Annotated in this window: 28 protein-coding genes and 1 tRNA gene; 16 read left to right on the top strand and 13 right to left on the bottom strand. The window is 73.1% G+C overall.

Annotated elements, in window-relative coordinates:
* Positions 1-3 precede the first annotated feature (3 nt).
* The 4 genes from B5M43_RS08445 to B5M43_RS08430 are packed head-to-tail and all read right to left on the bottom strand — an operon-like array spanning position 4 to position 5,009.
* Complete coding sequence (locus tag B5M43_RS08445) at positions 4-1,113, bottom strand: acetamidase/formamidase family protein (RefSeq protein ID WP_230667844.1); 1,110 nt, start codon at positions 1,111-1,113, stop codon at positions 4-6.
* Positions 1,114-1,163: 50 nt separating this feature from the next.
* Positions 1,164-2,504 (bottom strand): allantoinase AllB, encoded by a 1,341-nt coding sequence (gene allB, locus B5M43_RS08440; protein WP_230667827.1) that lies wholly within the window; start codon positions 2,502-2,504, stop codon positions 1,164-1,166.
* On the bottom strand, positions 2,501-3,265 hold the full coding sequence (locus B5M43_RS08435) for an aspartate/glutamate racemase family protein (protein WP_134747148.1): 765 nt from the start codon (positions 3,263-3,265) through the stop codon (positions 2,501-2,503). The genes allB and B5M43_RS08435 overlap by 4 nt, the downstream gene beginning before the upstream one ends.
* Positions 3,266-3,275: 10 nt before the next feature.
* Positions 3,276-5,009, bottom strand: a complete 1,734-nt coding sequence (locus B5M43_RS08430; RefSeq protein WP_134747146.1) for an NCS1 family nucleobase:cation symporter-1 — start codon at positions 5,007-5,009, stop codon at positions 3,276-3,278.
* A gap of 180 nt (positions 5,010-5,189) precedes the next feature.
* Between B5M43_RS08430 and B5M43_RS08425 the strand changes: the two genes are divergently transcribed.
* From B5M43_RS08425 to B5M43_RS08395, 7 genes are all read left to right on the top strand, one after another.
* Complete coding sequence (locus B5M43_RS08425; RefSeq protein WP_134747145.1) at positions 5,190-5,819, top strand: helix-turn-helix domain-containing protein; 630 nt, start codon at positions 5,190-5,192, stop codon at positions 5,817-5,819.
* Between the two features lie 77 nt (positions 5,820-5,896).
* The gene (uraD, locus tag B5M43_RS08420) at positions 5,897-6,439 is read left to right on the top strand and encodes a 2-oxo-4-hydroxy-4-carboxy-5-ureidoimidazoline decarboxylase (RefSeq protein WP_134747143.1); all 543 of its coding nucleotides are present in this window, start codon (positions 5,897-5,899) and stop codon (positions 6,437-6,439) included.
* On the top strand, positions 6,439-6,756 hold the full coding sequence (gene uraH / locus B5M43_RS08415; protein ID WP_055988943.1) for a hydroxyisourate hydrolase: 318 nt from the start codon (positions 6,439-6,441) through the stop codon (positions 6,754-6,756). Before uraD ends, uraH begins: the two co-directional genes overlap by 1 nt.
* A 2-nt stretch (positions 6,757-6,758) precedes the next feature.
* Entirely contained in the window at positions 6,759-7,700 is a 942-nt protein-coding gene (gene pucL, locus B5M43_RS08410; RefSeq protein WP_205829553.1) for a factor-independent urate hydroxylase, read from the top strand.
* Between the two features lie 67 nt (positions 7,701-7,767).
* Positions 7,768-8,253 (top strand): DUF2975 domain-containing protein, encoded by a 486-nt coding sequence (locus B5M43_RS08405; protein ID WP_134747139.1) that lies wholly within the window; start codon positions 7,768-7,770, stop codon positions 8,251-8,253.
* A complete protein-coding gene (locus B5M43_RS08400; RefSeq protein ID WP_134747137.1) occupies positions 8,253-8,519 on the top strand; it encodes a helix-turn-helix transcriptional regulator in 267 nt (88 codons plus the stop codon). Before B5M43_RS08405 ends, B5M43_RS08400 begins: the two co-directional genes overlap by 1 nt.
* 48 nt (positions 8,520-8,567) lie before the next feature.
* Positions 8,568-9,995: a serine/threonine-protein kinase gene (locus tag B5M43_RS08395; RefSeq protein ID WP_134747135.1), complete on the top strand. Its 1,428-nt coding sequence runs from the start codon at positions 8,568-8,570 to the stop codon at positions 9,993-9,995.
* On the opposite strand, the gene B5M43_RS08390 is transcribed toward B5M43_RS08395, so the two are convergent.
* The 3 genes from B5M43_RS08390 to B5M43_RS08380 all read right to left on the bottom strand — a co-directional run bounded on the left by B5M43_RS08390 (position 9,992) and on the right by B5M43_RS08380 (position 12,142).
* Complete coding sequence (locus B5M43_RS08390) at positions 9,992-10,465, bottom strand: GNAT family N-acetyltransferase (RefSeq protein ID WP_134747133.1); 474 nt, start codon at positions 10,463-10,465, stop codon at positions 9,992-9,994. The two genes, B5M43_RS08395 and B5M43_RS08390, sit on opposite strands and share 4 nt — an antisense overlap.
* Positions 10,466-10,496: 31 nt before the next feature.
* Positions 10,497-11,630 (bottom strand): HNH endonuclease signature motif containing protein, encoded by a 1,134-nt coding sequence (locus B5M43_RS08385; RefSeq protein ID WP_230667826.1) that lies wholly within the window; start codon positions 11,628-11,630, stop codon positions 10,497-10,499.
* A 218-nt stretch (positions 11,631-11,848) separates the two neighbouring features.
* Entirely contained in the window at positions 11,849-12,142 is a 294-nt protein-coding gene (locus tag B5M43_RS08380; protein ID WP_055993873.1) for a SelT/SelW/SelH family protein, read from the bottom strand.
* A gap of 127 nt (positions 12,143-12,269) precedes the next feature.
* Between B5M43_RS08380 and B5M43_RS08375 the strand changes: the two genes are divergently transcribed.
* From B5M43_RS08375 to B5M43_RS08355, 5 genes are all read left to right on the top strand, one after another.
* Positions 12,270-12,596 (top strand): heavy-metal-associated domain-containing protein, encoded by a 327-nt coding sequence (locus tag B5M43_RS08375; protein ID WP_134746057.1) that lies wholly within the window; start codon positions 12,270-12,272, stop codon positions 12,594-12,596.
* A gap of 59 nt (positions 12,597-12,655) precedes the next feature.
* Positions 12,656-14,833, top strand: a complete 2,178-nt coding sequence (locus B5M43_RS08370; protein ID WP_134746056.1) for a heavy metal translocating P-type ATPase — start codon at positions 12,656-12,658, stop codon at positions 14,831-14,833.
* A 24-nt stretch (positions 14,834-14,857) separates the two neighbouring features.
* Positions 14,858-15,313, top strand: coding sequence for a DUF6153 family protein (locus B5M43_RS08365; RefSeq protein WP_134746055.1), 456 nt, complete (start codon positions 14,858-14,860; stop codon positions 15,311-15,313).
* A 61-nt stretch (positions 15,314-15,374) separates the two neighbouring features.
* The gene (locus B5M43_RS08360; protein WP_134746054.1) at positions 15,375-15,965 is read left to right on the top strand and encodes a DUF305 domain-containing protein; all 591 of its coding nucleotides are present in this window, start codon (positions 15,375-15,377) and stop codon (positions 15,963-15,965) included.
* 68 nt (positions 15,966-16,033) lie between these two features.
* Positions 16,034-16,903 carry a F510_1955 family glycosylhydrolase gene (locus B5M43_RS08355; RefSeq protein ID WP_134746053.1) on the top strand — a complete coding sequence of 290 codons (870 nt, stop codon included), beginning with the start codon at positions 16,034-16,036 and terminating at the stop codon, positions 16,901-16,903.
* A 3-nt stretch (positions 16,904-16,906) separates the two neighbouring features.
* On the opposite strand, the gene B5M43_RS08350 is transcribed toward B5M43_RS08355, so the two are convergent.
* The 3 genes from B5M43_RS08350 to B5M43_RS08340 all read right to left on the bottom strand — a co-directional run bounded on the left by B5M43_RS08350 (position 16,907) and on the right by B5M43_RS08340 (position 19,420).
* Positions 16,907-18,178 carry an ATP-binding protein gene (locus tag B5M43_RS08350; RefSeq protein ID WP_055993895.1) on the bottom strand — a complete coding sequence of 424 codons (1,272 nt, stop codon included), beginning with the start codon at positions 18,176-18,178 and terminating at the stop codon, positions 16,907-16,909.
* A 152-nt stretch (positions 18,179-18,330) separates the two neighbouring features.
* A tRNA-Thr gene (locus tag B5M43_RS08345) sits at positions 18,331-18,406 on the bottom strand.
* 54 nt (positions 18,407-18,460) lie between these two features.
* Positions 18,461-19,420: a thioredoxin domain-containing protein gene (locus B5M43_RS08340; RefSeq protein WP_055993861.1), complete on the bottom strand. Its 960-nt coding sequence runs from the start codon at positions 19,418-19,420 to the stop codon at positions 18,461-18,463.
* Between the two features lie 258 nt (positions 19,421-19,678).
* Here B5M43_RS08340 and B5M43_RS08335 point away from each other — a divergent pair, with 258 nt between their 5' ends.
* Complete coding sequence (locus B5M43_RS08335; protein ID WP_134746052.1) at positions 19,679-20,779, top strand: ABC transporter ATP-binding protein; 1,101 nt, start codon at positions 19,679-19,681, stop codon at positions 20,777-20,779.
* A gap of 95 nt (positions 20,780-20,874) precedes the next feature.
* Positions 20,875-22,158, top strand: coding sequence for a DUF4032 domain-containing protein (locus B5M43_RS08330; protein ID WP_134746051.1), 1,284 nt, complete (start codon positions 20,875-20,877; stop codon positions 22,156-22,158).
* 24 nt (positions 22,159-22,182) lie between these two features.
* On the opposite strand, the gene B5M43_RS08325 is transcribed toward B5M43_RS08330, so the two are convergent.
* From B5M43_RS08325 to cysS, 3 genes are all read right to left on the bottom strand, one after another.
* A complete protein-coding gene (locus B5M43_RS08325) occupies positions 22,183-22,824 on the bottom strand; it encodes an NAD(P)-dependent oxidoreductase (RefSeq protein ID WP_055993852.1) in 642 nt (213 codons plus the stop codon).
* 79 nt (positions 22,825-22,903) lie between these two features.
* The gene (gene rlmB, locus B5M43_RS08320; RefSeq protein ID WP_134746050.1) at positions 22,904-23,881 is read right to left on the bottom strand and encodes a 23S rRNA (guanosine(2251)-2'-O)-methyltransferase RlmB; all 978 of its coding nucleotides are present in this window, start codon (positions 23,879-23,881) and stop codon (positions 22,904-22,906) included.
* Positions 23,874-25,259: a cysteine--tRNA ligase gene (gene cysS / locus B5M43_RS08315; RefSeq protein ID WP_134746049.1), complete on the bottom strand. Its 1,386-nt coding sequence runs from the start codon at positions 25,257-25,259 to the stop codon at positions 23,874-23,876. The genes rlmB and cysS overlap by 8 nt, the downstream gene beginning before the upstream one ends.
* A 94-nt stretch (positions 25,260-25,353) precedes the next feature.
* Here cysS and B5M43_RS15320 point away from each other — a divergent pair, with 94 nt between their 5' ends.
* Together B5M43_RS15320 and B5M43_RS08305 are read left to right on the top strand one after the other, a co-directional pair.
* Positions 25,354-26,295 (top strand): DMT family transporter, encoded by a 942-nt coding sequence (locus B5M43_RS15320; RefSeq protein WP_230667824.1) that lies wholly within the window; start codon positions 25,354-25,356, stop codon positions 26,293-26,295.
* Entirely contained in the window at positions 26,295-26,780 is a 486-nt protein-coding gene (locus B5M43_RS08305) for a GNAT family N-acetyltransferase (RefSeq protein WP_134746048.1), read from the top strand. The genes B5M43_RS15320 and B5M43_RS08305 overlap by 1 nt, the downstream gene beginning before the upstream one ends.
* Positions 26,781-26,801 lie beyond the last annotated feature (21 nt).

Below are 26,801 nucleotides of genomic sequence, written 5' to 3'. Positions count from 1 at the left end.
AGGTCAGTCTCCTCCCGCGCCCGCGAGCGGCACGTCGGCGAGATCCGACAGCCGGATGCGCGCGTGCACGCCCGTGACGACGTCGACCACCTGCGAGACGTCGAAGTCCGTCGCGGCCGAGAGGTACGCGTACGCGAGGTGCTCGTCCATGCCCCATCGCGCCCGCAGCAGCGACAGCGCGGCGCGCACGCACGCGCGCATCGCCTCGCCGAGGTCGCGGTCCAGGCCCGTCGGAACCAGGTGCTCGGGGGTGCGGATGAGCGGTCCGGTCACCTCGCCGAACTCGGCGAGCGCGACCGCCCGCGGCAGGACGTCGAAGCGCAGCGTGGCGCGCAGCGAGGCCTCGAGCGCGGTCAGCGCGACCTCGCCGTCGCCCTGTGCGAAGTGCGGATCGCCCACGTACGCCAGCGCACCGTCGACCTGCACCGGGAGGTGCAGGGCCGTGCCCTCGACCAGGAGGTTCACGTCGATGTTGCCCCCGTGCGGCCCGGGCGGCACGGAGTGCGGCCGCTCGTCCGTCGCGGGCGCGACGCCCATGGTGCCGAGGAACGGCGCCAGCGGGAACGCGATCGCGCGGGGTCCGCCCTCGACCGCCGGCATCGTGCCCGCGAGCCGGCCGTCGCGCTCCTCGACCGCCGCGAACACGCTCACGGTGCGGCCGTCGCGCGGCAGCTCGAGCGGGAGCGCGCCGCGGCCGTGGCGGTTGGAGATCACGCCGTACGGCACGCGGGGCTCGAGCCGCTCCACCGTGATCCGCAGCAGATCGCCGGGCCGGGCGCCCTCGACCCGGATGGGGCCGGTGACGACATGCGGGCCGTCGTGCTCCGGATCGCGCGCGACGCGCGCCGCGATGTCGATCGCGTCGCGCAGCACGGCCCGCTCGGGAACGCCGTGGCCCGCGAAGAAGGCCCGCGGATCGGAGCCCTGGTCGGGGAGGATCCCCTCGTGGCTGACGGTGTCGATCACCACGACGTCGCCGGACCGCACGGTGAGCACCGGCGCATCGACCGCGCACGGCAGCCGGCCCCACAGCACGGTCTCCGGTGTGGCCGGCAGGTAGACCGCGCCGTCCGGCACGCCCTCCCCCGGCTGCAGGATCGCCACGTCCGCCAACGCCGGGGCGTCCGCCCCGACGCCGAACCGGTTCCGCTCGATCTCTTCGTTCACTCCGCTCCTCCCGCCAGCACATCCCGCCCGGACCGCGCGAGCACGCCCTCGCCGTGCCGGTACACGACCTCGCCGTGCAGCCACGTCTCGGCCACGACGCCACGCAGCCGCGCGCCGTGCCACGGCGAGAGCTTGTTGCGGTACTCCAGCCGCGCGGCGTCGACCTCGAACTCGGCCTCGGGGTCGAACACGGCCAGGTGCGCGGGCGCGCCGGGGGCGATCCTGCCGCGGTCCGCGAGCCGCACGAGGTCCGCGGGCCCGGTCGTGAACAGCGGCAGGATGCGCTCGAGCGCGATGCCGCGGCGCCGCGCCTCGGACCACACGGCGGCGAGCCCGGTCTGCACGCCCGCGATGCCGCCCCACGCCTCGCCCAGATCCGGCTTCAGCTTGAGGTCCGCCGTGGCGGGCGAGTGGTCGCTCACGATCGCGGCGATCGTGCCGTCGAGCACGCCGTCCCAGAGCCGGTCCTGGTTGGCGCCGTCGCGGATGGGCGGGCAGCACTTGAATGTGCCCGCGCCGTCGGGCACCTCCTCGGCCCGCAGCGTCAGGTAATGCGGGCACGTCTCGACCGTGATCCGGACGCCGGCGGCCCGCGCGGCGCGCACGTCGTCGAGCGCGTCGGCGGCGGCCACGTGGACGATGTGGGCGCGCGCGCCGGTGCGGCGCGCGGCCTCGATCACGATCCGGATGGCCGCGACCTCGCCCTCGGGCGGCCGCGTGGCGACGAAGTCGCGGAACTCGGGGCCGTGCGCCTCGGACAGGTGCTCGTCGAGCTCGGCGTGCGCGATCAGCAGCCCGTCGCGCGGCGCGAGCTCGGCCAGCGCGCGCTCGACGCCGTCCGCGTCCAGGTGCCCGAACTCGTCGATCCCGCTGGGCGCCATGAAGCACTTCACGCCGACGACGCCCGCGTCGAGCAGGGCGCCGAGCGATCCGAGGTTCTCGGGCACGGCGCCGCCCCAGTACGCGACGTCCACCGCGAGCTTTCCGCGCGCCGCGGCGCGCTTGGCGGCGAGCGCCGACGGATCGATCGTCACCGGGATGCTGTTGAGCGGCATCTCGACCACCGTGGTGATCCCGCCCGCCGCCGCGGCGGCCGTGCCGGTCGCGAAGCCCTCCCAGTCCGTGCGGCCCGGCTCGTTGAGGTGCACGTGGCTGTCGACCAGCCCCGGCAGCAGCACGCGGGCGTCGTCCAGCACCACGTCCGCCGACGCGTCGAACGCGTCCACGGCGGCGATCGCGCCCTCCCGGAGGCGCACGGTCGCGGGCGCGAACGCCCCGTCAAGGTAGACGCGCCGCGCGGCGATCGACTCCACGCGGTCGCTCGATGCGACGCTCACGCGCCCACGCTACCGAGCGCGGATGCCGCGCGGATGTCGACACCCGCGTCCCCGGATCGCACGGGCGGGGGCGCGTACTCGTCGCGCTTGCTCACGCCGACGCCCATCCGGGCCATGGCCGTGGCGAGCCCGACGGCGGCCGCGACCCCGTCGACCACGGGCACGCCGAGCCGGTGCTGCAGCGTGCCGCACAGGTCGGCCATGCCGGCGCAGCCGAGCACGATCGCGTCGGCGCCGTCCTCGCGCACGGCGCGCTCGCACCATCCGAGGATCTCGTCGAACGCCGCCGAGCCCGTCTCCTCGAGCTCCAGCACCGGGATGCCCGTCCCGTACGCCGCGACGCACGCGCGCTCGAACCCGTAGCGCGCGAGCAGGTCCTGGGCCCGGCCGAGCGTGCGCGACAGGGTCGTGACCACCGCGAACGTGCGGCCGGTCAGCGCCGCGACGTGCATGGCGGCCTCGGCGATGCCGATCACCGGCACGTCCACGAGCTCGCGCGCCGCGTCGAGCCCCGGATCCCCGAAGCACGCCACGACGTAGCCGTCCGAGCCGCCGGCGGCGAGGTCGGCGCGCACGGCGTCGACGACCGCCGCACCGGCCAGGATCTCGTCGACGTGGCTCTCCACGGCGGCGGGGCCGCGGCCGGGCTCGGGGCAGACCGCGACGATGTCGACGTCGGGGCCCGCCACCTCCCGGGCGGCGACCGCGATCTTGTCGGTCATCGCCCGGGAGGTGTTGGGGTTGATCAGCGTGATGCGCATGCTGCGGGTGTCACTCCTTCGCGCCCGCCGCCGCGGGCACGTGGTCGGCGGCCGGGGCCGCATCGGTCTCGGCGGCGCTCTCGCCCGCCGCTGCGGCGGCCTGCGCCTCGGCCACGGCGATCGCGGCGGTCGCGGTGTCGGGGTAGCCCTCGAGCACGTCGGGAGCGGTGCCGTCCGACACGCCCCGGGTCTCGCCCTCGAGCGTCGGCACGCGCGGGTGCAGGCGCTCGAACAGCACCAGGAACGCGAAGCCCAGGCCGCACCCGACGAACCAGCTGAAGTCGCTGATCGAGCCCCAGCCCGCGTCGATCACGCCGGCGAACACGAGCGACTTCGGCACGATGGCCACCGCGATGGTCGGCACGCCCGCCGCGACGATCGCCCGCATGGCGTTGGGGTTGTAGCCGCCGCGGTACCAGTACCGCGCGCTCTCGTCCATGGTGTACATGTCGTCCACGTGGATGCGCTGCCGCGCGATGACGTAGTAGCCGGCGATCAGGATGCCGAACAGCGGGCCGATCAGCGCGGCCAGGATGCCGAGCGAGTAGTGGATCGCCTGGTCGTTGCCGTACCAGTTCCACGGGGTCAGGATGACCGAGCCGACCGCGGCGATCATGCCGCCCATCCGCCAGCTGATGCGGTGTGGCGCGACGTTCGAGAAGTCGAACGCGGGCGAGATGAAGTTGGCGACGATGTTGATGCCGACCGTCGCGGTGACGAACGTCAGGCCGCCCAGCAGGATCGCGAACCAGTGGTCGATGCGCTCGACCGTGTGGATCGGGTCGGTGATGAGCTCGCCGAAGACCGGCACGGTGGCCGAGGCCGTGATGACGGTCAGGATCGAGAAGAACAGGAAGTTGACCGGCAGGCCCCACATGTTGCCGCGCTTGACGGCCTGGAACGACTTGCCGTACCGCGCGAAGTCGCCGAAGTTCAGCATCGGGCCCGAGAAGTAGGACACCACGATGGCGATGGCCGTGAGCATTACGGGGATCGACGCCCAGAAGTCGAGGGGCTCGCCGCTCGACAGGTCGAGGCTGATGTTCTCCCAGCCGGCCTGCGAGACGAGGTAGATGGCGAGCACGATCATCACGACGTACACGGCGGGGCCCGCCCAGTCGATGAACCGCCGGATGGCCTCCATCCCGTTCCAGAACACGGCGGCCTGCGCGACCCACAGGATCGCGTACGAGATCCAGCCGAGCGCGTCGAGACCGAGGAAGCTCGGCTCGAGCAGCGCCGCGCTGGCGGGGATGAACTTGAGGAAGATGATGTTGAGCGACGCGGCCGCGAGGTACGTCTGCACGCCGTACCAGGCGATCGCGATCACGCCGCGGATGATCGCGGGCACGTTGGCGCCCTTGATGCCGAACAGGAAACGGTTCACGACGGGGTACGGCACGCCCGTGCGCTGACTGGGCTTGGCCACGAGGTTGGTGAACACCTGCACGATCACGATGCCCACGAGCAGGGCCACGAGCACCTGCCAGCTGGCGATCCCGAGGGCGAACAGCGAGCCGGCGGTCACGTAGCCGCCGACCGAGTGCACGTCGCTCATCCAGAACGCGAAGATGTTGTACGAGGTCCACTTCTGCTTGCGCAGCGGCGCGAGGTCCTCGTTGGCGAGGCGCGGGTCGTAGCCCGGGCGCATGTTGCCGGAGCCGGTGGGGAGACCGGCGGCCTCGACGACGTCCTGCGGTTTGGTGAGGGGGGCCGCGGAGGCGGCCGGTGTGGTCTGAGTCACGGTGGAGCCTTTCCGGATCGGGGGAGATCGGTGGGGTCGGAGCTCCGGAGCGGGGTGCTCTCTCCGGACGAGGGATGAGTGTGAAGTTATCGCTTCACACTTTTCGCCCTGAGTCCGTCCTGTTACGGGCTCGTAAATCGTCGGCCGGTCCCGCGCGGGGGCGGCGGTTAGCATGGCCGCGTGACCGTCACCGACCCGCAGGCCGCGCCCGCATCCGGACGCGGCGACGAGGACGCCCGGGGTCACGTCGGCCGCCGCCTGCGCGACGTGCGGTCGCGCACGGGCGTCTCGGTGTCCGAGCTCGCGCGGCGCCTGGGGATCTCCACGAGCGCCGTCTCGCAGATCGAGCGGGGCGTGATGCAGCCCAGCGTGTCGCGGCTCATCGCGATCACCGACGCGCTCGGCGTGCCTCTCGCCACCGTGTTCGGCCCCGGGCCGGCCGACGACGGCGACGACGACGCGCCGCACGGCTACACGCTCACGCGAGCCGAGGACGCCGCTCCCCTGCCGCTGGGAGGCGGAGTCACGTTCCGCCGGCTCGCGCCCGGAGACAGCCCCGGCATCGACTACTTCGAGTCCGTGTACCCGCCGGGCAGCACCGCGACCGGCAAGGACCGGCTGTTCCGCCACGAGGGCTACGAGGTCGGCGAGGTGCTGACCGGCGAGCTCACGATCGACTTCACCGACGAGATCGTGGTGCTGCGCCCGGGCGACACCATCAGCTACCCGTGCGACGTGCCGCATCGACTGCACAACACGGGATCGGCGCCGGCCGTCGCGCGCTGGCTCATCGTCCATCCGGCCCGCTGAACCGCCCACGGCGACGGGTGAAGCTCCGACTTCACGGCGTAACGGTCGCGAAACACGCGCCGCGCTAGCCTGGCCCCGTGCTCGTCGCCCGCTTCGACCGCCTCCCCGCCGATGAGGCCGCCGGCGTCGTGCGTGTGTGGGCCGACGTGCCCCGTTGGATCGCCGCGATCGTCGCCGGGCGGCCCTACTCCTCCGTCGACGCGCTCGCCGCGCGCGCGACCGAGCTGGCCGCCGGCTGGAGCGAGGAGGACCTGGACGCGGCGCTCGCGCACCACCCCCGGATCGGCGAGCGGCCGGCCGGATCCGGCGCGGATGCACGCCACTCGCGCCGCGAGCAGGCGGCCATGGCCCATGCTGGCGCGGACGTCGCCGAGCGCCTGCGGGCCGGCAACGCGGAATACGAGCGCCGATTCGGGCGCGTGTTCCTGATCCGTGCCGCGGGCCGCGCTCCGGAGGAGATGCTCGCCGAGCTCGAGCGGCGCCTCGCCAACGATCCCGAGACCGAATGGCGCGAGGCCGCCGCGCAGCTCGCCCAGATCGCGCTGCTGCGCCTGCGCGGCGCGTTCGACGACCCGGCGCCGCCCGATGCCCGGACCCCCGCCCTCGCCGAGGAGGCATGATGCCGCAGCTCACCACGCACGTTCTCGACGCCACATCCGGGCTCCCCGCCGCCGGCGTGGGGCTCACCCTGAGCCTCGCGGGCGAGGTGATCGCGACCGGGGAGACCGACGCGGACGGCCGGGCGGGGCTCGGCCCCGAGGTGCTCGAGCCCGGCGAATACGCCCTGCGCTTCGAAACCGGCGAGCACTTCGCCGCCGCGGGCGTCGAGACCTTCTACCCGCACGTCACCGTGGCGTTCACGGTCGCCGACCAGCGGCACCTGCACGTGCCGATCCTGCTCAGCCCGTTCGCCTACTCCACCTACCGAGGGAGCTGACCGTGACCGACGTCGCCGCAGCCGCCGCGCCGGATGTCTCGGTGCACCTGGGCGCCAACAAGTACGGCAAGGCCGAGAACCGGCTGGTGCGCATCACCCGGGACACCGACCGCCACGAGATCGAGGACCTGACCGTCACGTCGCAGCTGCGCGGCGAGGCCCTCGCCGGGTCGTTCCTGACGGGCGACAACTCGAAGATCGTCGCCACCGACACCCAGAAGAACACGATCTTCGCCCTCGCCAAGAAGCACGGGGTCGGATCGCCCGAGCGCTTCCTCACCCTGCTGGCCGAGCACTTCACCGGCTCGTTCGACTGGATCGAGGGCGGCCTGTGGCAGGCCGAGCAGCACGAGTGGGAGCGCATCGCGGTCGCCGGCCGGCCGCACGACCACTCGTTCGTGCGCAAGGGCCAGGGCACGCGCCTCGCCACGGTGCAGGTCGCGGACGGCGCCACGCACATCACGGGCGGCGTGAAGGACCTCGTGGTGCTCAAGTCGACGGGGTCCGAGTTCCGCGGATACCCGCGCACCGAGTACACGACGCTGCCCGAGACCGACGACCGGATCATGGCGACGTCCGTGACGGCGCGCTGGCGCTACCTGCCCGAGGCCGTGTCCGACGGCGTCGACTACGACGCGGTGTACGCGGCGGTCGTGCAGGCGCTGCTGGAGCAGTTCGCCGAGGTGCATTCGCTCGCGCTGCAGCAGACGCTGTTCGAGATGGGGCGGGCCGCCATCGTGGCCTGCCCGGCGCTGGCGGAGATCCGCTTCGCCATGCCGAACAAGCACCACTTCGCGTACGATCTGGCGCGGTTCGGGCTCGAGAACCGCAACGAGGTGTTCATCGCCGACGACCGGCCATACGGGCTGATCGAGGGCACCGTCGTGCGCGACGGCGTCGCCGAGGCCCCCGACGCGTGGCGGGACGTCCCCTCGTTCATCTGAGCGACCCACTTGCCTCTCTTATCGAAAAACGATAGATTTCTCTCGTCGTTCGATGAAGGAGGCCCGCATGGGCAGGTACGTGGTGCTGGCGTCGCAGTTCGTGATCGCGCTGTCGCTCGCGGGGTCGCTCGTGGTGCAGACCGTGATCCTGCCCCTCGTGTGGATCGACCTGGAGGGCGAGGCGCTCTGGGGGCGGGTCGCGCTCGTGACGATCGCCGCCCTGTGGATCCTCGGCCTGCAGGTGTGCGCCGTGTGCGTATGGCGACTGCTCGGCATGGTGCGCCGCGGCTCGGTGTTCTCGCGCCGCGCGTTCCGCTGGGTCGATGTGATCATCGCCGCGATCGCGTTCGACGCGGTGATCACGTTCGTCCTCGCGGTGCTGCTCGCGCCCGGCGACGTCGCGCCCGGCGTCGTCGCGCTGGTGTGCGGCGCAGCCCTCGTCACGGGAGGCGTGGCGCTGCTGGTCGCGGTGATGCGGCAGCTTCTGCAGCAGGCGATCGACCGCGATGCCGAGGCGCGGGCGCTCCGGTCGGAGCTGGACGAGGTGATCTGATGCCGATCATCGTCGACGTCGACGTCATGCTCGCGCGCCGCAAGATGGCGGTGGGCACGCTCGCCGAGCGCGTCGGGATCACGCCCGCCAATCTCGCGGTGTTGAAGAACGGCCGCGCCAAGGCCGTGCGGTTCACGACGCTCGACGCGCTGTGCCAGGTGCTCGATTGCCAGCCCGGGGATCTGCTGCGGTGGGTGCCGGAGGAGGGCGCGGACGGCGACGCGGCAGCTGTCAAGGCGGACGACCGTCCAGGTTCGAGCGGGTAGATTCGGCCGCAAGCCGCATGGCCCGACGTGCGGCGAGGAGGAATCCCCGTGACCGAGACCCCCGACGAGACCCCGACCGAGCAGCTGCTCGACGGCCGCTACCGGCTGGGCGAGTGCGTCGGCACCGGCGGGATGGGCCGCGTGTACCGCGCGGAGGACATCGCGCTCGGCCGCACCGTGGCGATCAAGATCGTGCACCCCGACGTCGAGGACGCCTCGGCGGTCGACCGGGCGCGCGGCGAGGTCGCGGTGCTCGCGTCGCTCAGCCATCCGTCGCTCGTGACGCTGTTCGACGCGCAGCTGGCGCCCGGGCGGCAGGACTACCTCGTGATGGAGTTCGTCGAGGGCCCGACGCTGAGCGCGCGACTCGAGCACGGGCCGCTGTCCCCCGTCGACGCGACCCAGCTGGCGGCCGAGCTCGCGGAGGCGCTGCACGTCGTGCACGCGGCGGGGATCGTGCATCGCGACGTGAAGCCGTCCAACGTCCTGCTGGCGCAGACGAACGTGCCCGGCCGCGCGTTCCGCGCGAAGCTCGCCGACTTCGGCATCGCGTACCTGCTCGACGGCGCCCGCCTGACCACGCCCGGGATGGTGGTCGGCACCGCCGCCTACCTGTCCCCCGAGCAGGCGCGGGGCGCGGACCCCACGCCCGCGTCGGACGTGTACTCGCTGGGACTGGTGCTCCTCGAGGCGCTCACCGGGCAGCGCGCGTTCCCGCGGTCGACGCCGGTCGAGGCGCTCGCCGCCCGACAGTCGACACCCCCGGTCATCCCCGATTCGGTCCCGGCCCCCTGGGCGGGCCTGCTGACCCGGATGACCGCCCTCGACCCGGCCGAGCGACCCACCGCGATCGAGGTGGCGCGCTCCGCGGCGGCCCTCGCCCGCGAGCCGGGCCTCGCTCCCCCGGTCGCCGCCGCATTGGCGGCGCCGCCGCTCATCGCGGCCGGCGACACCGGGACCGCAGCGACCGTTCCCCTCGCTGCCGGAGCGGACGCCGCGACCATGCGGATGCCTTCCGGCGACGACGCCGCGACCGCGGTGCTGCCGCCCGCGGACGCTGTCCCGGCCGCCGCGAACTCGGCCGGCCGTTTCACCGAGGCTCCCTCCCGGCGCCGTGTGCGCCCCGCGGCGCTGCTGATCGGCGGAGCGGCCGTCGCCGCCGGCCTGGCCGCGGCGGGCATCTGGGCCGCCGGCGGGGCCGACGCCCCGACGCCGGAGCGCTCCGCCGTGGTCGAGCGCACGGTCGTCACGCCCAGCGAGACGCCCACCGAGGTTCCCGTGGCCCCCGTCGAGCCCCTCACGGAGGAGGAGCAGAAGAAGGCCGAGGAGGAGCAGAAGAAGGCGGAAGAGGCCCGGAAGAAGGCCGACGAAGAGGCCGCCAAGAAGGCCGAGGAAGCGCAGAAGAAGGCCGAGGAAGCGCAGAAGAAGGCCGAGGAGGAGGCCAAGAAGGACGCCGAGGAAGACGGCGACGACTAGCCTGACTCGCGCAGGCGCGCCCGCATGGCGGACTGCTGCGTCTCCGTGAACCCGACCGCGGTGTACATCCCCCTCCCGGCCGCGGTCGCGAACAGCTCGGCGCGCCGGGCCCCGGTGGAGCGTGCCCACCTCATGACGTGCTCGAGCGCGGCGCGCGCATACCCCTGGCCACGCGCCGCCGGCAGCGTGCAGACGTTGCTGACCAGCACGTCTCCGCCCTCGGGAGCATGCGGCGACGGCGCCGCGTCGCGAAGGGAGCCCAGCGCGCACGACACGACGGCTCCGCCGACCTCGACGACGGCGACGCAGTACCGCGGATCGTCGATCCGGGCCTCGAACCACACGCGGGCATGGTCTCGCCACGCGGCATCGCCCGCCGCGATGCCCATCGCCTCGAACATCTCAGCACGCAGCTCCACGACGGCGTCGATGTCGACTGCCCGCGCGCGGCGCACGATCGGTTCATCCATGGCCCCATTCTCCGCGAGCCGCGCTCGGGTGTCAGAACGGTGGTGCGCCACCGCCGGCGTACTCGATGCGGTACGGGGAGTCGTAGTACTCGTACCCGGCCGGGGACCGGTACCGCAGGATCCCCCTCCCGACCTGGTCGACGTCCCAGGGCGAGTGGTGCTTCATCATGTGGTGGGGCTCGCAGATCGTGGCGAGGTTCTCGACGCCGGTGGGTCCGTCCTTGGACCACGGGATGGTGTGGTCGATGTCGCAGTGCTTCGCCTTGGTGGCGCACCCCGGGACGCGGCAGGTGCCGTCCCGCGCCAGCAGGTACCGGCGCTGCGCCGCGGTCGGGGTGCGGTGATCGACCGTGAGGAGGGCGCCGGTGTCGGGGTGGAGGAACAGCCGCTCCCACCCCACCGCGCCGGCCGCGAGGCGGCGGGCGGTGTCCGCGTCGATCGGCCCATACCCCGCCAGCAGCGCCGCCTCGTCGTCGAGACCGGCGAGGGTGGTGACCGGGATCGTGACCTCGATGCTCGCGGCGATGTGCGCCTCGACCGGGTGACCGGACGGCATGCCCGACAGCAGCAGGTCCAGTGCGAGATCCGCCCGCAGCCGCCCCAGGCCCCGCTCGTCCGCCGCGACCGCCGGATCCTCCGACCCGCCACGGGCGCGCTTCACGACCCGGGCCTGCGCGGTCAGCCGATCATGGGCCGCGTGGATCACGTACGCGGGGCCGCTGATGCACAGCACCGCCTGCCCATCCGGCTGGTCCTCCACCCACACGCCCCGCCGCTCCCGCGCCTCCTCATGCCGCACCACCGCGGACGTCCGCTGATGCCTCTCCGCCACCCGCGCGGCCAGGGCCTTGGTCCGGTACGGGGTCGCCTTCTCCGCCAGCGGGAGGATCTCCGACTCGAACGCCGCCCGCACCGCATCCTCATCGAGGTCCGCACCGGCCTCTGCGATGACCTGCGCGTGCCGGGAGGTGATCCGTCCCTCCCCGAGCGCCGCGTGCGTCGCCGGGAACCGGGTCACCAGCGTGTGCGCGCGGTCCATCCGGCCCTGCACCGCGCGGGGCGACTCCCTCGTCGCCAGCGCCACCTCCGCGGCCATGGACCGCACCGGGAACTCGTACACGCTCGCATCCGGCATCCGCCCCATCTGGTCGATCGCGATGCCCATCGCCTCCGCCTGCAGCGCCGCCTCCTCGGCATCCAGCCCCGCACGCTCCCCCCCGGATCGCCTTCAACCGCTCCACGATCGCCCGCGTCCGCGACAGCTCAGCCGGGGTGAACCCCCACCCCGAGGCATCCGCATCCGTGAACCGTGGCATGCCCCCATCATCCCACCACCCTCGGACATTTGTTCGAAGGTTGGGAGCACTGTGGAGAACGTCCTTCCTAGCGAGACCCGTCCGCCACGCGGTCGGAGTGGCCCAGCGACTTGCCGGGCGCGATGAGGTCTCGCACCCGGCGCTTCAGCTCGGCGATGTCCGGGAACCCGCCGTCGCGCTTGCGGTTCCAGACGTGCGCGTCGTCCACGTCGATCCGGAACACGCCCCCGGTCGCGGGCACCAGAGCCACCTCGCCGATCTCGGCCTCGAACGACTGCAGCAGCTCCCCCGCGTACCACTGAGCCCTGAGCAGCCAGCGGCACTGCGTGCAGTACGTGATGACGATACGGGGAGACGGCATGCGGCCAGGATCCCACAGACCACGGGCCGAGGCCGCGGCGAGTCCGCAATCCGGCCAGCCGGTTCCCATACCCCCCGGGGGTATGTATCATGGGTGTCGCCACCGCACATCGTCGAAGGGACACGTCATGGCGAAGGAAGCGATCGAGCTCGGACTCAAGGACGCGAACGCCGGATGCGCATGCTGCGCCACGGGCGCCGCGCAGGCCGCCGCTCCCGCCCAGGAGCCGGCCGCCACCACGACGCTGCAGGTCGAGGGCATGACCTGCTCGCACTGCGTCTCCAGCGTGACGGAGGAGCTGAGCGCCCTTCCCGGCGTCCAGCGCGTGTCCGTCGACCTGGTCGCGGGCGGCGTATCGACCGTCACGGTCGACAGCGACGCCCCACTCGACGCCGAAGCGGTCGCCGCGGCCGTGGACGAGGCCGGCTACACGATCGCGGGCCGCTCCGCCTGATTCGCGGGCCGGCGCCGTCCCGCACCCGCCGCCGACGGCGGCACCCTGAGGAGGTTCTCATGAACACGCAGGATCACCCGCACGACGACCATCACCACCACGAGGGACACGCCGGGGCGCACGGCGCCCGCGAAGCCGTCGCCGAGGCGCCCGCCGTGGACCACGCCGGTCACGGGCCCAAGGATCACACCGGCCACGGCACCATGGACCACGCCGGTACGGACCACGCCGGCCACGGCGATCACGTCGGGCGCTTCCGCCGCCTGTTCTGGATCATGCTGGCGCTCGCCGTGCCGGTGGTCGCGTTCTCCCCGATGTTCGCCATGCTGCTCGGCTACTCCCTGCCCGACGCGGCGTGGGTCGGCTGGGTCTCCCCCGTGCTCGGCACGGTGATGTACGCGTGGGGCGGCGCGCCGTTCCTCACGGGAGCGGTGGCCGAGCTGCGCGCGCGGCAGCCGGGCATGATGCTCCTGATCGGGCTGGCCATCACGGTCGCGTTCGTCGCGTCGTGGGGCGCGAGCCTCGGCATCCTGCACCACGAGCTCGACTTCTGGTGGGAGCTGGCCCTTCTGATCGCGATCATGCTGCTGGGTCACTGGCTCGAGATGCGCTCGCTCGCGCAGACCACCTCGGCGCTCGACTCCCTCGCGGCGCTCCTGCCCGACGAGGCCGAGCGCGTCGACGGCGATGCGGTGCGGACCGTCGCGCCGGTCGAGCTCCGGGTCGGCGACCTGGTCATCGTGCGCCCCGGTGGCCGGATCCCCGCCGACGGGCGCATCGCACAGGGCTCGGCGAGCATGGACGAGTCCATGATCACGGGCGAATCCCGCCCCGTGCGCCGCGGCGAGGGCGATCTCGTCGTCGCGGGCACGGTCGCGACCGACTCCGGCCTGCGCGTCGAGATCACCGCGATCGGCGACGACACCGCGCTCGCCGGCATCCAGCGGCTGGTGACCGAGGCGCAGCGGTCGTCGTCGCGCGCTCAGCGCCTGGCCGACCGCGCCGCCGGATGGCTGTTCTGGTTCGCGCTGATCGCGGGCGCGATCACGGCCGTCGTGTGGACGCTGCTCGGGATGCCCGACCAGGCCGTCGTGCGCACGATCACGGTGCTCGTGATCGCGTGCCCCCACGCGCTGGGGCTGGCGATCCCGCTCGTCGTGTCCATCGCGACCGAGCGGGCGGCGCGCGGCGGCGTGCTCGTCAAGGACCGCCTGGCCCTGGAGAGCATGCGCACGGTCGACACCGTGCTGTTCGACAAGACCGGCACGCTCACCAAGGGCGCGCCCGCCGTCACGGCCGTGCATCCGTCCCAGGGCACGGACCCCGACGCGCTGCTCGCGCTCGCGGCCGCAGCCGAGGCCGACTCCGAGCATCCGCTCGCGCGCGCGATCGTGCAGGCCGCCGCCGAGCGGTCGCTCCGCGTCCCCGGGGCCACGGACTTCTCGTCCTCGCCCGCGGTCGGCGTGCGCGCGGTGGTCGACGGCCGCGTGGTCCAGGTCGGCGGGCCTCACCTGCTCACCCAAGAGGGCGCGGGCGAGCTGCCGATCGCGGACGAGTGGCGCGCGGAAGGCGCGATCATCCTGCACGTCCTGGTCGACGGCGCGGTGGCGGGCGCCCTGCGCCTGGCCGACGAGGTCCGCGCCGAGTCCCGCGAGGCCGTCCGTGCGCTCCATGCCCGCGGCGTCCAGGTCGTCATGATCACGGGCGACGCCGAGGCGGTCGCGGCGGCGGTCGCCGCGGAGCTGGGCATCGACCGGTTCTTCGCGGGCGTGCGCCCCGAGGACAAGGCCTCCAAGGTCGGCGAGCTGCAGCGCGAGGGCCGCCGCGTCGCGATGGTGGGCGACGGCGTGAACGACGCTCCCGCGCTCGCGCAGGCGGACGTCGGCATCGCGATCGGCGCCGGCACGGATGTCGCGATCGCCTCCGCGGGCGTGATCCTCGTCAGCGACGACCCCCGGTCCGTGATCTCGGTGATCGAGCTGTCGCGCGCGAGCTACCGCAAGATGCGCCAGAACCTGTGGTGGGCCGCCGGCTACAACCTCATCTCGGTGCCCCTGGCCGCGGGAGTGCTCGCGCCGTTCGGCTTCGTGCTGCCCATGTCGGTCGGGGCGGTGCTGATGTCGCTGTCGACGATCGTCGTCGCGCTCAACGCGCAGCTCCTGCGCCGCCTGGACCTGCGCCCCGAGCCCGTCACGTCGGCCGGCCGCGGATCGGCCGCCACGCCGGTGCGCTCGTAGGCTGATGTCGAGAGGAGGCGCACGATGAGCCTGATGTCGCTGGGCCGGGCGCTGCGCCCGCGCGCGACAGCCGTCCGCGCCCTCCTCCTCGGCGCGCTCGCGGTCGTCGCGGTGCTCGTGGGCCTGCTCGGCATGCACGTGTTCAGCACCGGGACGACCCATCATGCGCCCGCCGTCGCGCCGGAGACCTCCTCCAGCGCCGCCGCGCAGAGCGAGGCGCACGACACCGGGCACGACGCCGTGCACCGCACCCCGCAGGACGGGAGCGACGAGCCATGCGGCGACTGCGGCGGCACGCCGGACCCGATGACGCTCATGGCGTGTGTCCTCGCCCTGCTCGTCGCGGCGCTGGTGCTCTCGATCCGCCCCGCCTGGGTCTCCCGGGCGGTCCGCCCGGGGTCACCCCCGCCCTCCTCCGTCGCGGTGCCCGCGGAGCCGACCCCGCCCGATCTCACCATCCTCTCCATCAGTCGCACGTGACGGGCCTGCCCCCGCAGACCCCGGGCGCCGCGCGCCCTCGCCACGACCTGAGGAGAACACCATGAAGATCCGCACGCTCACCCTCGGGGCCGGCCTGCTGGCCGCCGCCCTGACGCTCGCCGGATGCACCGGCACGGGCACGACCGGCCACTCCGGCGGCCACTCGGCCTCGCCGGCGACCCCCGCGGCGTCCGCGGCGACGTTCGACGACGCCGACGTGGCGTTCGCGACCGGGATGATCGCCCACCACCAGCAGGCCGTCGACATGTCGGACCTGCTGCTGGCCAAGGACGGCGTCGACCCCGAGGTCGCCGCGCTCGCCGAGCGCATCAAGGCCGCGCAGGGACCCGAGATCGAGACCATGGAGCAGTGGCTCGCGCCGTGGGGTCACGACGCCGGGCACGGCGGCATGGACCACGGCGACGGCATGATGTCGGAGGATGACATGGCCGCGCTCGAGGAGGCGGCCGGCGCCGAGGCGTCGACCCTGTTCCTCGAGCAGATGATCGTGCACCACGAGGGCGCGATCGCGATGTCCGAGACGCAGCTGGCGGACGGCGAGAACCCGGATGCGCTCGCGCTCGCCGAGCGGATCATCGCCGACCAGACCGCCGAGATCGCCGAGATGCGGGGCATGCTCGACGCCCGCTGAGCCGTCGGTGGCCGCCTCACCGGCGGCCACCGACGCCGCCCCCGTCCGTCCCAACCCGAAAGCCTCCCATGACCTCCGCCCCCGCCTTCGGGCGCGCCGCGCTCGCCCTGATCGCGCTCACCTCCCTGCTGACCGCCTGCTCCCCCGCCGACGACCACGCGACCGCCCGCGCGCTCCAGCACATCCACGGCCTCGCCGTCGTCCCGCAGACCGGCGAGCTGGTCGTCGCCACCCACGGCGGCCTGTACCTGCTCGACCGCCTCGACAAGGACGCCGACCTGTCCGGCCCCATCGCCGGGAACGATTTCGACGCGATGGGCTTCACGATCGCGGGCGGCGCGTTCTACGCCTCGGGGCATCCGGGCGCGAACAGCCCCGATCACTTCGGAGCGGGCAATCTCGGGCTGATCCGCTCCGACGACCGCGGCGCCACCTGGCAGAACGTCGCGTTCCCGGGCGAGGCCGACTTCCACGACCTGTCCGTCAGCGACGTCGATCCCCGGCGCATCTACGTGAACGCCTTCGGCGTGCTCCATCGGTCCGACGATGCCGGCCGGACCTGGCGCGAGGGCATCGGCATCGACGCGTGGGACATCCTGGTCGCTCCCGGACTGCCCGACACCGTGTACGCCACAAGCTCGGGCGGGCTGCTCGTGAGCACCGACGCCGGAGCGACCTTCCGGCCGGTGCCGGGTGCACCGAGGATGGGCCTCATCGCGGCCTTCGCCGACGGGCGCCTCGTGGGCACGGGGGTCGACGGGCGGATCGTCTATCAAGGCGCCGACGGCGAGTGGACGACCGGGCCCGAGTACCGCGGCACGAGCGGCGCCCTGACGACGACCCCCGACGACGGGATCGTCCTGGCGGATCAGCGCGGCGTGCTCCTGTCGACCGACCTGAGGAGCTGGGAGCGGCTGTTCGCACCGCCCGAGCACTGACGCTCAGGTCCGCGCGAGCAGCCGGGTGTCCTCCACGAACTCCGCGATGACCTCGGGCGAGACGGTCGCGCGGGTGGCGCGCAGCGCGTCGAGGTAGTCCTCGGTCGACTGCGCGGCGCCGTCGCCGCCCGCGAGCGCGCGCTCCAGGGCCTCCTGCGCCGCCTTGCGCGCCGCGAACTGGATGTCCGCGGGCGTGAGCCCCTCCGAGGCCCGCACCAGGGCCGCGATGTCGATGTCCTCCGCGGCCTCGGGGATGCTCCCGGCCCAGATCGCGGCGCGCGCCGCGTCGTCCGGGAGCCCGATCGGGATGACGTAGTCGAAACGGCCGTGACGCAGGAAGGCCGGGTCGAGCGCGCGGATGAAGTTCGTCGCGCAGATCAGCAGCCGGTCGGCCCGGTCGCGGAACTCCGGGATGATCTTGAGCAGCTCGTTCGTCACGCCCTGCAGCGGCGAGGGCGGGTCGCCCTGCCGGCGGGCCGCGATCTCCTCCACCTCGTCGATGAACACCACCGCGTGCTGCAGCTCGCCGATCCGCTCGAACGTCTCGCGCAGCCCGGCGGCGAGGCCGCCGGGCTCGGCCGCCAGCCGCGAGGGGAAGACCTCGACGAACGGCCACTCCAGCCGCGAGGCCACGGCCTTCGCGAACGTGGTCTTGCCGGTGCCGGGCGGGCCGAACAGCATCACGGCGCGGGGCGGCACGACGCCGTATCGGTCCGCGAGGTCCGGCTGGGCGAGCGGGATCACGAGGCGCCGCTCGAGCAGCGACTTCTCGAGCGTCATGCCCGCCACGGCCTCCCACAGCCCGCGCGAGAGCTGCCGGCCGCCGAGCTCGCGCAGCAGTGCCAGGTCGCGGCCCTGCACGGGGATGCGGCGCTCGGCGTAGCGCAGACTGGACTTCAGCTCGAAGCCCTGCGCGAGGAACGCGTCGAGGCCTGCGCCGGACTCCGGGATCAGCGCCGACATCTTGCCGAGGTCGTGCTGGGCGAGGCGCCGCTCGAGCGCGGACAGCAGCTGCGCGGCGACGCCGCCGCCGCGGTGCGCGGGATCCACGCCGACGTACACGACCCAGCCCTGCTCGTGCGCCGCGCGACCGACCGCGACGCCGATCACCTCGTCGCCGACGACGGCCGCGACGGCCTCGTCCTGACGGAGGGACGCCAGCACCTCGGAGAGCCCGTACACGGGCTCGTACCCCTCGTTGAGGCCGATCTCCCAGAGACGGAGGAAGGCGTCGGTGTCGTCGTGGTGGAACTCGCGGATGTGCACGCGGGTCATGCGGATCACCCTTCGTCATTGAAGCGGGTCGTGGAGGACCGCCGACGCGACGGGGGTCGGCCCGACGCGGGGAACGGCCGCGACTCGGTGGGTGATCGAGTGCGTCGATGCTACCGGACGATCCGGCGCGGACCGACGCGAGAGGGGGAGTGTGGTGCCGGCTACCGGGTTCGAACCGATGACCCCCTGTTTACAAGACAGGTGCTCTACCAACTGAGCTAAGCCGGCGACTGTCCGCGAGGACCAGTCGAGCATACCGAGCGGGGCCGCGCCCCGGAGGGGTCACTCCCCCTCGGACTCGCCCTCGGGCTCCTCGGGCGCGGCGGTCTGGAGGTACGCCTCGCTGTCGACCGCGAGCAGGAACGCCGCGAACTCCTCGGGCTTGTCGAGCGAGCCGACGTAGGGCTCGCCGTTCACCAGGATCATGGGCGCACCCGTGAGCGTGACCCCGTCGGTGCCGGGCAGCGGCTCGTTGAGCGCGCGCTCGGTCGCCTCGCGGGCCCACGCGAAGTAGTCCTCGTCCTCGATGCAGGCGCGGACCGTCTTGGTGTCCTCGGCGCCGGTCGCGATCGCGCGGTCGGCGAGCTCCGAGTCGGCGTAGCCGTCGCTGTCGACCGCGGGCTGGTTGGTGAGCAGCTCGTGGTTGAAGGCGGGGAACGCCTCGGGCGCGTGCTCGAACACGCACGCGGCGGCGCCCGCCGCGCGCTGCGAGTACTTGGTGCCGTTGGACTTCGAGGTCAGCAGCGCGACCGGGTGGTACACCAGCTCGACGGCGCCCTGCTCGACCCACTGGGTCAGCTGCGCCTGGTTCACGCGCTGGAAGTCCCCCGCGCCCTGCGAGAGGTAGTCGACGTAGACGTGGATCGCGATCGGCTCGGCGCCCGGGGTCTCCTCGGGCGCCGGGGTCTCCGCGGGCTCCTCGGTCTGCTCGGCGTCGCGCTCGCCGGCCTGCAGCATCGCCTGGTCGACCACGACGCCGTCGTGCACGAGACCCGTCGGGTTCTGAGTCGGGGCGGTCATCGTCGGAACGACCACGCTGGTCACCGCGAAGGCGATGGCCGCGACGGCGGCGACGACGGCCAGCACGATCGCCGACCGGCGCAGAACGCGGTTGCGCGACTGCCGCGCCTTGACCTGCTGCGCCTTCTCGCGGACGGCCTCACGACGGCCGCGAGAATCGTCCTCACGCGGGTCCGCTGCGGGGCCGGATGCGGGCGTCTGGCCCGTCTCGTCGCTCGACATGCAACCTCTCGAAGGTGGATCAGGTCAGCCGCAGAGCGCGGCGACAACGCCCTCGATGCTAGTCAGGGCGGCTGGGAGAAACCCAGACGGGACGGCCATCCCGGGAGGCCCGCGGGTCGCGCGACACGCCCGGCGCACGGCACCGCGCCCGGGGCATGCCATACTGATCCAGACCCAACGGCGGGTCTGCGGCGGCTGCGGCCGTCGCATCCATCACTACGGATCGTCCGGCACGTACCTGCCGGTGAAGGAGAAGAAATGGCCTCGGTCACTTTCGACAACGCCACGCGCCTCTACCCGGGCGGCACGCGTCCCGCGGTCGACAAGCTGAACCTCGAGATCGGCGACGGCGAGTTCCTCGTCCTGGTCGGCCCCTCGGGCTGCGGCAAGTCCACCTCGCTGCGCATGCTCGCCGGCCTCGAGGAGGTCAACGACGGTGCCATCCGCATCGGCGACCGCGACGTCACGGACGTCCCGCCGAAGGACCGCGACATCGCGATGGTGTTCCAGAACTACGCGCTGTACCCGCACATGACCGTCGCCGAGAACATGGGCTTCGCGCTCAAGATCGCCGGCGTCAGCAAGGACGAGCGCGCCAAGCGCGTGCAGGAGGCGGCCAAGCTGCTCGACCTCGAGCCCTACCTGAACCGCAAGCCGAAGGCCCTCTCGGGTGGTCAGCGTCAGCGCGTCGCCATGGGCCGCGCGATCGTCCGCGAGCCGCAGGTGTTCCTCATGGACGAGCCGCTGTCGAACCTCGACGCCAAGCTCCGCGTCCAGACCCGCACGCAGATCGCGTCGCTCCAGCGCCGCCTCGGCGTCACCACGGTCTACGTCACGCACGACCAGACCGAGGCCCTCACGATGGGCGACCGCATCGCGGTGCTGAAGGACGGCATCCTGCAGCAGGTCGGCACGCCGCGCGACCTGTACGAGAAGCCCGCCAACGTCTTCGTCGCCGGCTTCATCGGCTCGCCCGCCATGAACCTGTTCCCGGCGGAGATCGCCGAGGGCGGCGTCCGCTTCGGCACCAAGGTCGTCGGCGTCCAGGCCGGCTCGCTGGCCAAGGCCCACGGCTCGGAGGTCACCATCGGCGTCCGCCCGGAGGACATCATCGTGTCGCCCGCCGACGGCCAGGGCCTCCAGGTCGTCGTCGACCTCGTCGAGGAGCTCGGCGCCGACGGCTACCTGTACGGCCACTCGGAGATCGAGGGCAAGCGCACCGACATCGTCGCGCGCGTCGACGGCCGCGTCCACCCGCACGCGGGCGAGACGGTCGTCCTGGCGCCGCGTCCGGACCACGTGCACGCGTTCGACCTCGAGACCGGCGAGCGCCTGACGCCCGCGGTCCACGCGCACTGACCCCTCGCGATCCCGGCGGCGCGGGCGGATCCTCGGATCCGTCCGCGCCGTCCCGCTTTCCCGCCCCCGTCCCCGTCCCCGTCCCCTGGAGAACCGTGTCGGAGTCCCTGCACATCACGGCGGCCGAGTTCGACCCGCAGCTGCTCACCCTGCCCTGGAGCACGCGCCTCGAGGACTGGCCCGCCAGCGCGATCGTCAAGCTGCCCAAGGGCATCTCGCGCCACGTGGTGCGGTTCAGTGAGCTGTCGGGGCATGTCGTGGCGGTCAAGGAGACCACCGCGGCCATGGCCCAGCGCGAGTACGAGATGCTCGGGAGCCTGCACCGGCTGGATGTGCCGTGCGTGCGCCGCGTCGCCGTCATCGCGGGCCGTGCGACCGAGGACGGCACTCCCCTGCCGGCCGCGCTCGTGACCGCGCACCTGCAGTTCTCCATGCCCTACCGCGCGCTGTTCACGCACGCGCTGCGGCCCGACACCGCCACCCGCCTGGTGGATGCGCTCGCGCTGCTGCTCGTGAGGCTGCACAACGTGGGCTTCTACTGGGGCGACGTGTCGCTGTCGAACACGCTGTTCCGCCGCGACGCCGGCGCGTTCGCGGCGTATCTCGTGGACGCCGAGACGGGCGAGCTGCACGAGAACGGGCTGACGGACGGTCAGCGGGAGCACGACCTGGACCTCGCCCGCACCAACATCGCGGGCGAGATCATGGACCTCGCGGCGAGCGGCCGCCTCGAGGGCGGCGTCGACCCGGTCGCGGTCGCCGACGGCATCGTGTCGGCGTACCGCGCGCTGTGGCGGGCGCTGCACGAGCAGCAGACCTTCTCGGTCAGCGAGGCGTGGCGCATCACCGAGCGGGTGCGCCACCTCAACGAGCTGGGCTTCGACATCGACGAGATGGCCATCAAGACCACGGGCGACGGAACACGCGTGTCCATTCAGCCGAAGGTCGTGGACGCCGGTCACCACACGCGCCGGCTCATCCGGCTCACGGGCCTGGACGTCGAAGAGAACCAGGCGCGCCGCCTGCTCAACGACCTCGACGAGTTCCGCGTGCGCTCCGGGCGCTCGGAGGATGAGGAGGAGCTGGCCGCGCACGAGTGGCTGACCGAGGCCTTCGAGCCGGTCGTGAGGGCCATCCCGTTCGAGCTGCGCGCCAAGCTGGAGCCCGCCGAGGTCTACCACCAGGTGCTCGAGCACCGGTGGTTCCTGGAGGAGAAGCGCGAGGCCTCCGTGCCCCTCGCGGAGGTCCTGACGAGCTACATCGGCGACGTGCTGCGCCACCGCCGCGACGAGGCCACGATCATGGGGCCGCTGACCGAGACGCTCACGGCGCCCACGGGGACCCTGTCGCCGGAACGCGACTGGCGCGACCTCGTCTGAGGCCGCGCCAGTGGCGAGGTCGGATCAGTAGCCGACCGTGAAGTTCGTGCGGCGGTGGCGCGGGTTCTCGATCTCGTCGACGACCGCGATCGCGAAGTCGTCGCCCGAGATGTAGGACTGGCCGTCCTCGCCCGTCACGAGCACCTCGCCGCCCGTGCGGTACGAGCCGGTGCGCTCGCCGGGCGCGAAGCCGCCGAAGCCCGCGGCCGGGTGCACGAAGAACCAGTCGAGGCCCTCGTCCGACGCCTTCAGGTCGTCGAGCACGCCGATCATCTCGAGCGCCTCGGGCTTGAACTCGTCGGGGAAGGATCCCGCGTCGACCAGACGGGGGCCGCCCTCGGCCACCAGGCTGCCGCCCGCGCCGCCGATCACGCCGAGGCGGGTGCCCTCCGGCAGAGCCTCCGCGAGCTGCGCGATGCCCCCGCGCACGCGCCCCTCCATGTCGCCGCGCGGCGCCACGGTCACGACGACCGCGTCCACGCCGACGAGCTCCGCGGCGAGGCTGGTGGCGTCGAGCAGCGAGCCCTCGAGGTAGGTCACCCCCGGGACGCGGGTCGACGGCACCTTGCGGGCGACCGAGACGACGGTGTGGCCGCGCTCCGCGGCCTCCTTCACGATGTGGCCGCCGGCGTAGCCGGTGCCTCCGATGACGGCGATGCGGGCCATGGGCTCCCTTTCCTCGGGGTGGATGTTCCGAGCACTGCAACCGGGTGGATGGATCCGTGATTCCCGGCCGCTCCGGAGACTACTCCTGCGCCGCCCGGACGGTGGCGATCTGGTAGAGCGCGACCGACGCGGCGATGCCGGCGTTGAGCGACTCGGTCGCCGACGAGATCGGGATCGAGACGATCTGGTCGCACGTCTCGGTGACCAGGCGCGACAGGCCCTTGCCCTCGCTGCCCACCACCACGACGACCGGGCGGTCGGCCAGCGCGAGCTGCGGGAGCGACACGTCGCCGTCGCCGTCGAGCCCGAGCACGAACACGCCCTGCTTCTTGAAGTCCTTCAGCATCGAGGTCAGGTTCGTCGCCATCGCGACCGGGATGCGGGCCGCGGCGCCGGCGCTCGTCTTCCAGGCGCCGGAGTTCATGCCCGCCGAACGGCGCTGCGGGATGATCACGCCCTGGCCGCCGAACGCGGCGGTCGAGCGGACGATCGCGCCCAGGTTGCGCGAGTCGGTGACGCCGTCCAGCGCCACCAGCAGCGGCGTCCGACCGCTCTCGATGATCTCCTCGAGCAGATCCTGCGGGTGCGCGTACTCGTACGGGGGCACCTTGAGCGCGACGCCCTGGTGCACGCCGTCGAAGCCCGCCATGCGGTCGAGCTCGGGGCGCGTCACCTCGAGCATCGGGATCTCGCGGTTCTTGGCGATCGCGAGCATCTCCTTGACGCGGTCGTCCATCTCCACGCGCTGGGCGATGTAGAAGGCCGTCGCGGGGATCTTGGCACGCAGCGCCTCGAGCACCGAGTTGCGGCCGGTGACGAACTCGATGTCGCTGTCCCCCTTGGCGCGCGGCGCGCGCGTGGGCTTCTGCGTCTGGCCGCGCTTCGCGGCGAGACGCTCCGCGGCCTGCTTGCGCTTGTGGGCCACGTGATAGACGCGGTCCTCGGCCTTCGGGGTGGGCCCCTTGCCCTCGAGCGCCTTGCGGCTGTGACCGCCGGTGCCCTTGACGGGGCCCTTCTTCTTCCCGCGGCTTGCGCCGGGGCGGCCAGGCTTAACCATTGATACTCCAGACTGTTCCGTCAGTTGTGTCTTCGAGGGCGACGCCCGCGGCCGCGAACAGGTCGCGGATGCGGTCGGCGCTCGCCCAGTCCTTGGATGCGCGGGCCTCGGCGCGCTGCGAGATCAGCGCGTCGACGAGCGCCGCGAGCGCGGCGTCCGACCGCGACGCGCCCTGCTCCGCCGCGACCGCGTCGAGGCCGAGCACGCGGACCATGGCGGCCACGCCGTCATAGGCGGCGCGCAGGGCGTCGCGGTCGCCCGCGTCGAGGGCCGTGTTCCCGGCCCGCACGACGTCGTGCGCCACGGCGAGCGCCTGGGGGATCCCGAGGTCGTCGTCCATGGCGGCGCCGAACGCCTCGGGGACGTCGGCGGCGGCATCCGGGTCTCCCAGCGTGCGCGCGGCGCGCTCGAGGAAGCCCGTGATGCGCTCGAGGGCCGAGGCGGCCTCGTCGAGCGCGCGATCCGAGATGTCGAGGTTCGAGCGGTAGTGGGCGGCGGCCAGCGCGTAGCGGATGACGGGCGCGGGACGCCGCTCGAGCAGGTCGGCCGCGAGCGTGAAGTTGCCGAGCGACTTCGACATCTTCTGGCCCTCGACCGTGACGAGCCCGTTGTGCACCCAGAAGCGCGCGAACGCGTCGCCCGCGGCGGTCGACTGGGCGATCTCGTTCTCGTGGTGCGGGAAGCGCAGGTCGAGGCCGCCGCCGTGGATGTCGAACTCGGGTCCGAGGTACCGGCGGGACATCGCGGAGCACTCGATGTGCCAGCCGGGGCGGCCCGGTCCCCACGGGGAGTCCCACGTGGCATCCGCGGGCTCGTCGGGCTTGGCGCCCTTCCACAGGGCGAAGTCACGCGGGTCGCGCTTGCCGCGCGGATCCGCGTCGGCGGCCGGCTCCATGGCGTCGAGCGACTGGCGCGTGAGCGAGCCGTACTCCGGCCACGAGCGCACGTCGAAGTACACGTCGCCCGCCGAGGCGTACGCGTGTCCGCGCTCGATCAGTCGCGCGATGATCTCCTGCATCTGCGGGATGGACGCGGTCGCGCGCGGCTCGTACGTGGGAGGGAGGATGCCGATCGCGGCATATGCCGCGGAGAACTCCTGCTCGACGCGGTACGCCAGGGCCCACCAGGGCTCGTCGGGCGTCGCGTTGTCGAGGACCTTGTCGTCGATGTCGGTGACGTTGCGGACGAGCGTGACGCGGCCGAAGCGGTGCGCGAGCCAGCGCCGCAGCAGATCGAACGCGAGCGCTCCGCGGAGGTGACCGACGTGCGGGCCCGACTGCACGGTGGGGCCGCACACGTACATCGTCACGTTCCCGGGGATGAGCGGGACGAAGTCGCGCAGGGCCTGGGCGCGGGAGTCGTAGATGCGGACGGTCACGCGTCAAGCCTAGGACGTGCGGGATGGGAAACCCCCGGTGTCGCGGCGACCTCGTGGCGCGGGGAGCGGTCTCACATGGGACAGAATCGAGAGCGTGCCCTCCCCCGCATCCGGACCCGCCGTGATCGCCGTGCTCGTGGCGGCCCTGCTGTTCGGCACCACGGGCACCGCGCAGGCCCTCGGCCCGGACGACACCACCCCCTTCTCGGTCGGGGTGATGCGCCTCCTGATCGGCGGCACGGCGCTCGCGCTCGTCACCGCGATCGCGGCGCGACGCCGCCGTGCGCGCCGGCCGGATGCGCCCCGTCCCCGGCTGACCCCGGGGGCCGTGGCGCTCATGGCCGCCACCGCCGTGTCGCTGTTCGTGTACCAGCCGCTGTTCTTCCTCGGCACGTCGCTCAACGGCGTCGCCGTCAGCACGGTCATCGCCCTGGGATCGGCACCCGTCCTCGCGGGCCTGCTCGAGTGGGCGCTGACCCGCAAGGCGCCGGGCCTGCTGTGGGGCTCCGCCACGGCGCTGTCGACGCTCGGCGTCGCCCTCCTCGGCTTCGGGGGCAGCGCGGGGGGCTCCGCGGACGCGGTCGGCATCGCCGCGGCGCTCGGGGCGGGCGCGTCGTTCGCCGTGATCGCCGTCGCGCAGCGCCGGCTGCTCGACGCCGGATGGCATCCGCTCACGGTGGTCGGAGGGATGGGCGGCGGCTCCGCCGCGATCGCGCTGGTCGCGCTGCCGTTCACGGATGTCGCCTGGCTGACGGATCCCGCCGGCGCGGGCATGGCGCTGTGGCTCGGCCTCGCCACCATCGCGGCGGCCTACGCCCTGTTCACGTCGGGCCTGGGCGGGCTGAAGGCGGCGACCGCCGCGACGCTCACCCTGGCCGAGCCGCTGACCGCGAGCATCCTGGGCGTCGTGGTGCTTGCCGAACGCCTCGCCCCGCTCTCGGTGCTCGGACTGGTGGTGCTGGGCGCCGGGCTGGCGCTGCTGGCGTGGGGCTCGCGCGCACCGCGCGATCCCGAGCCGTTCGCGGTGGAGGGCTGATGTCCGCCGGCATCGAGATCCGGATCGACGACCTGTCGGGCGAGCCGACGCGCGCGCTGATCGCGCACCACCACGCGCAGATGCACGCCAACACGCCGGCCGAGAGCGTCCACGCCCTGGATCTCGATGCCCTGTGCTCCCCGGACGTCACGGTCTGGAGCGCGTGGATCGACGAGCGGATCGCCGGCATCGCCGCCCTCAAGCGCCTGCGGGACACGCACGGCGCGCCGTCGGACCGCGGCGAGCTCAAGTCGTTCCGCACGGCCGACGCGTTCCTCGGACGCGGCGTGGCCCGGGCGCTCCTGCGCCACATCGTGGCGGAGGCGCGCGCCGGCGGCCTGTCCTCGCTGTGGCTCGAGACCGGCAGCGACGACGGGTTCATCCCCGCGCGCCGCCTGTACGCGGCGGAGGGCTTCGTGGAGTGCGGTCCGTTCGACGGCTACGCCGAGGACCCGCTGTCCACATTCATGACGCGCACGCTCTGACGCGCGACTCGTCCGGACGGG

It is taken from the genome of Microbacterium sp. MEC084, assembly GCF_004514465.2.
In the GTDB taxonomy this organism is placed as follows: domain Bacteria; phylum Actinomycetota; class Actinomycetes; order Actinomycetales; family Microbacteriaceae; genus Microbacterium.
The sequence above is the reverse complement of the archived record's forward strand: the minus strand, read 5'-3'. Positions and strand labels throughout refer to the sequence as shown.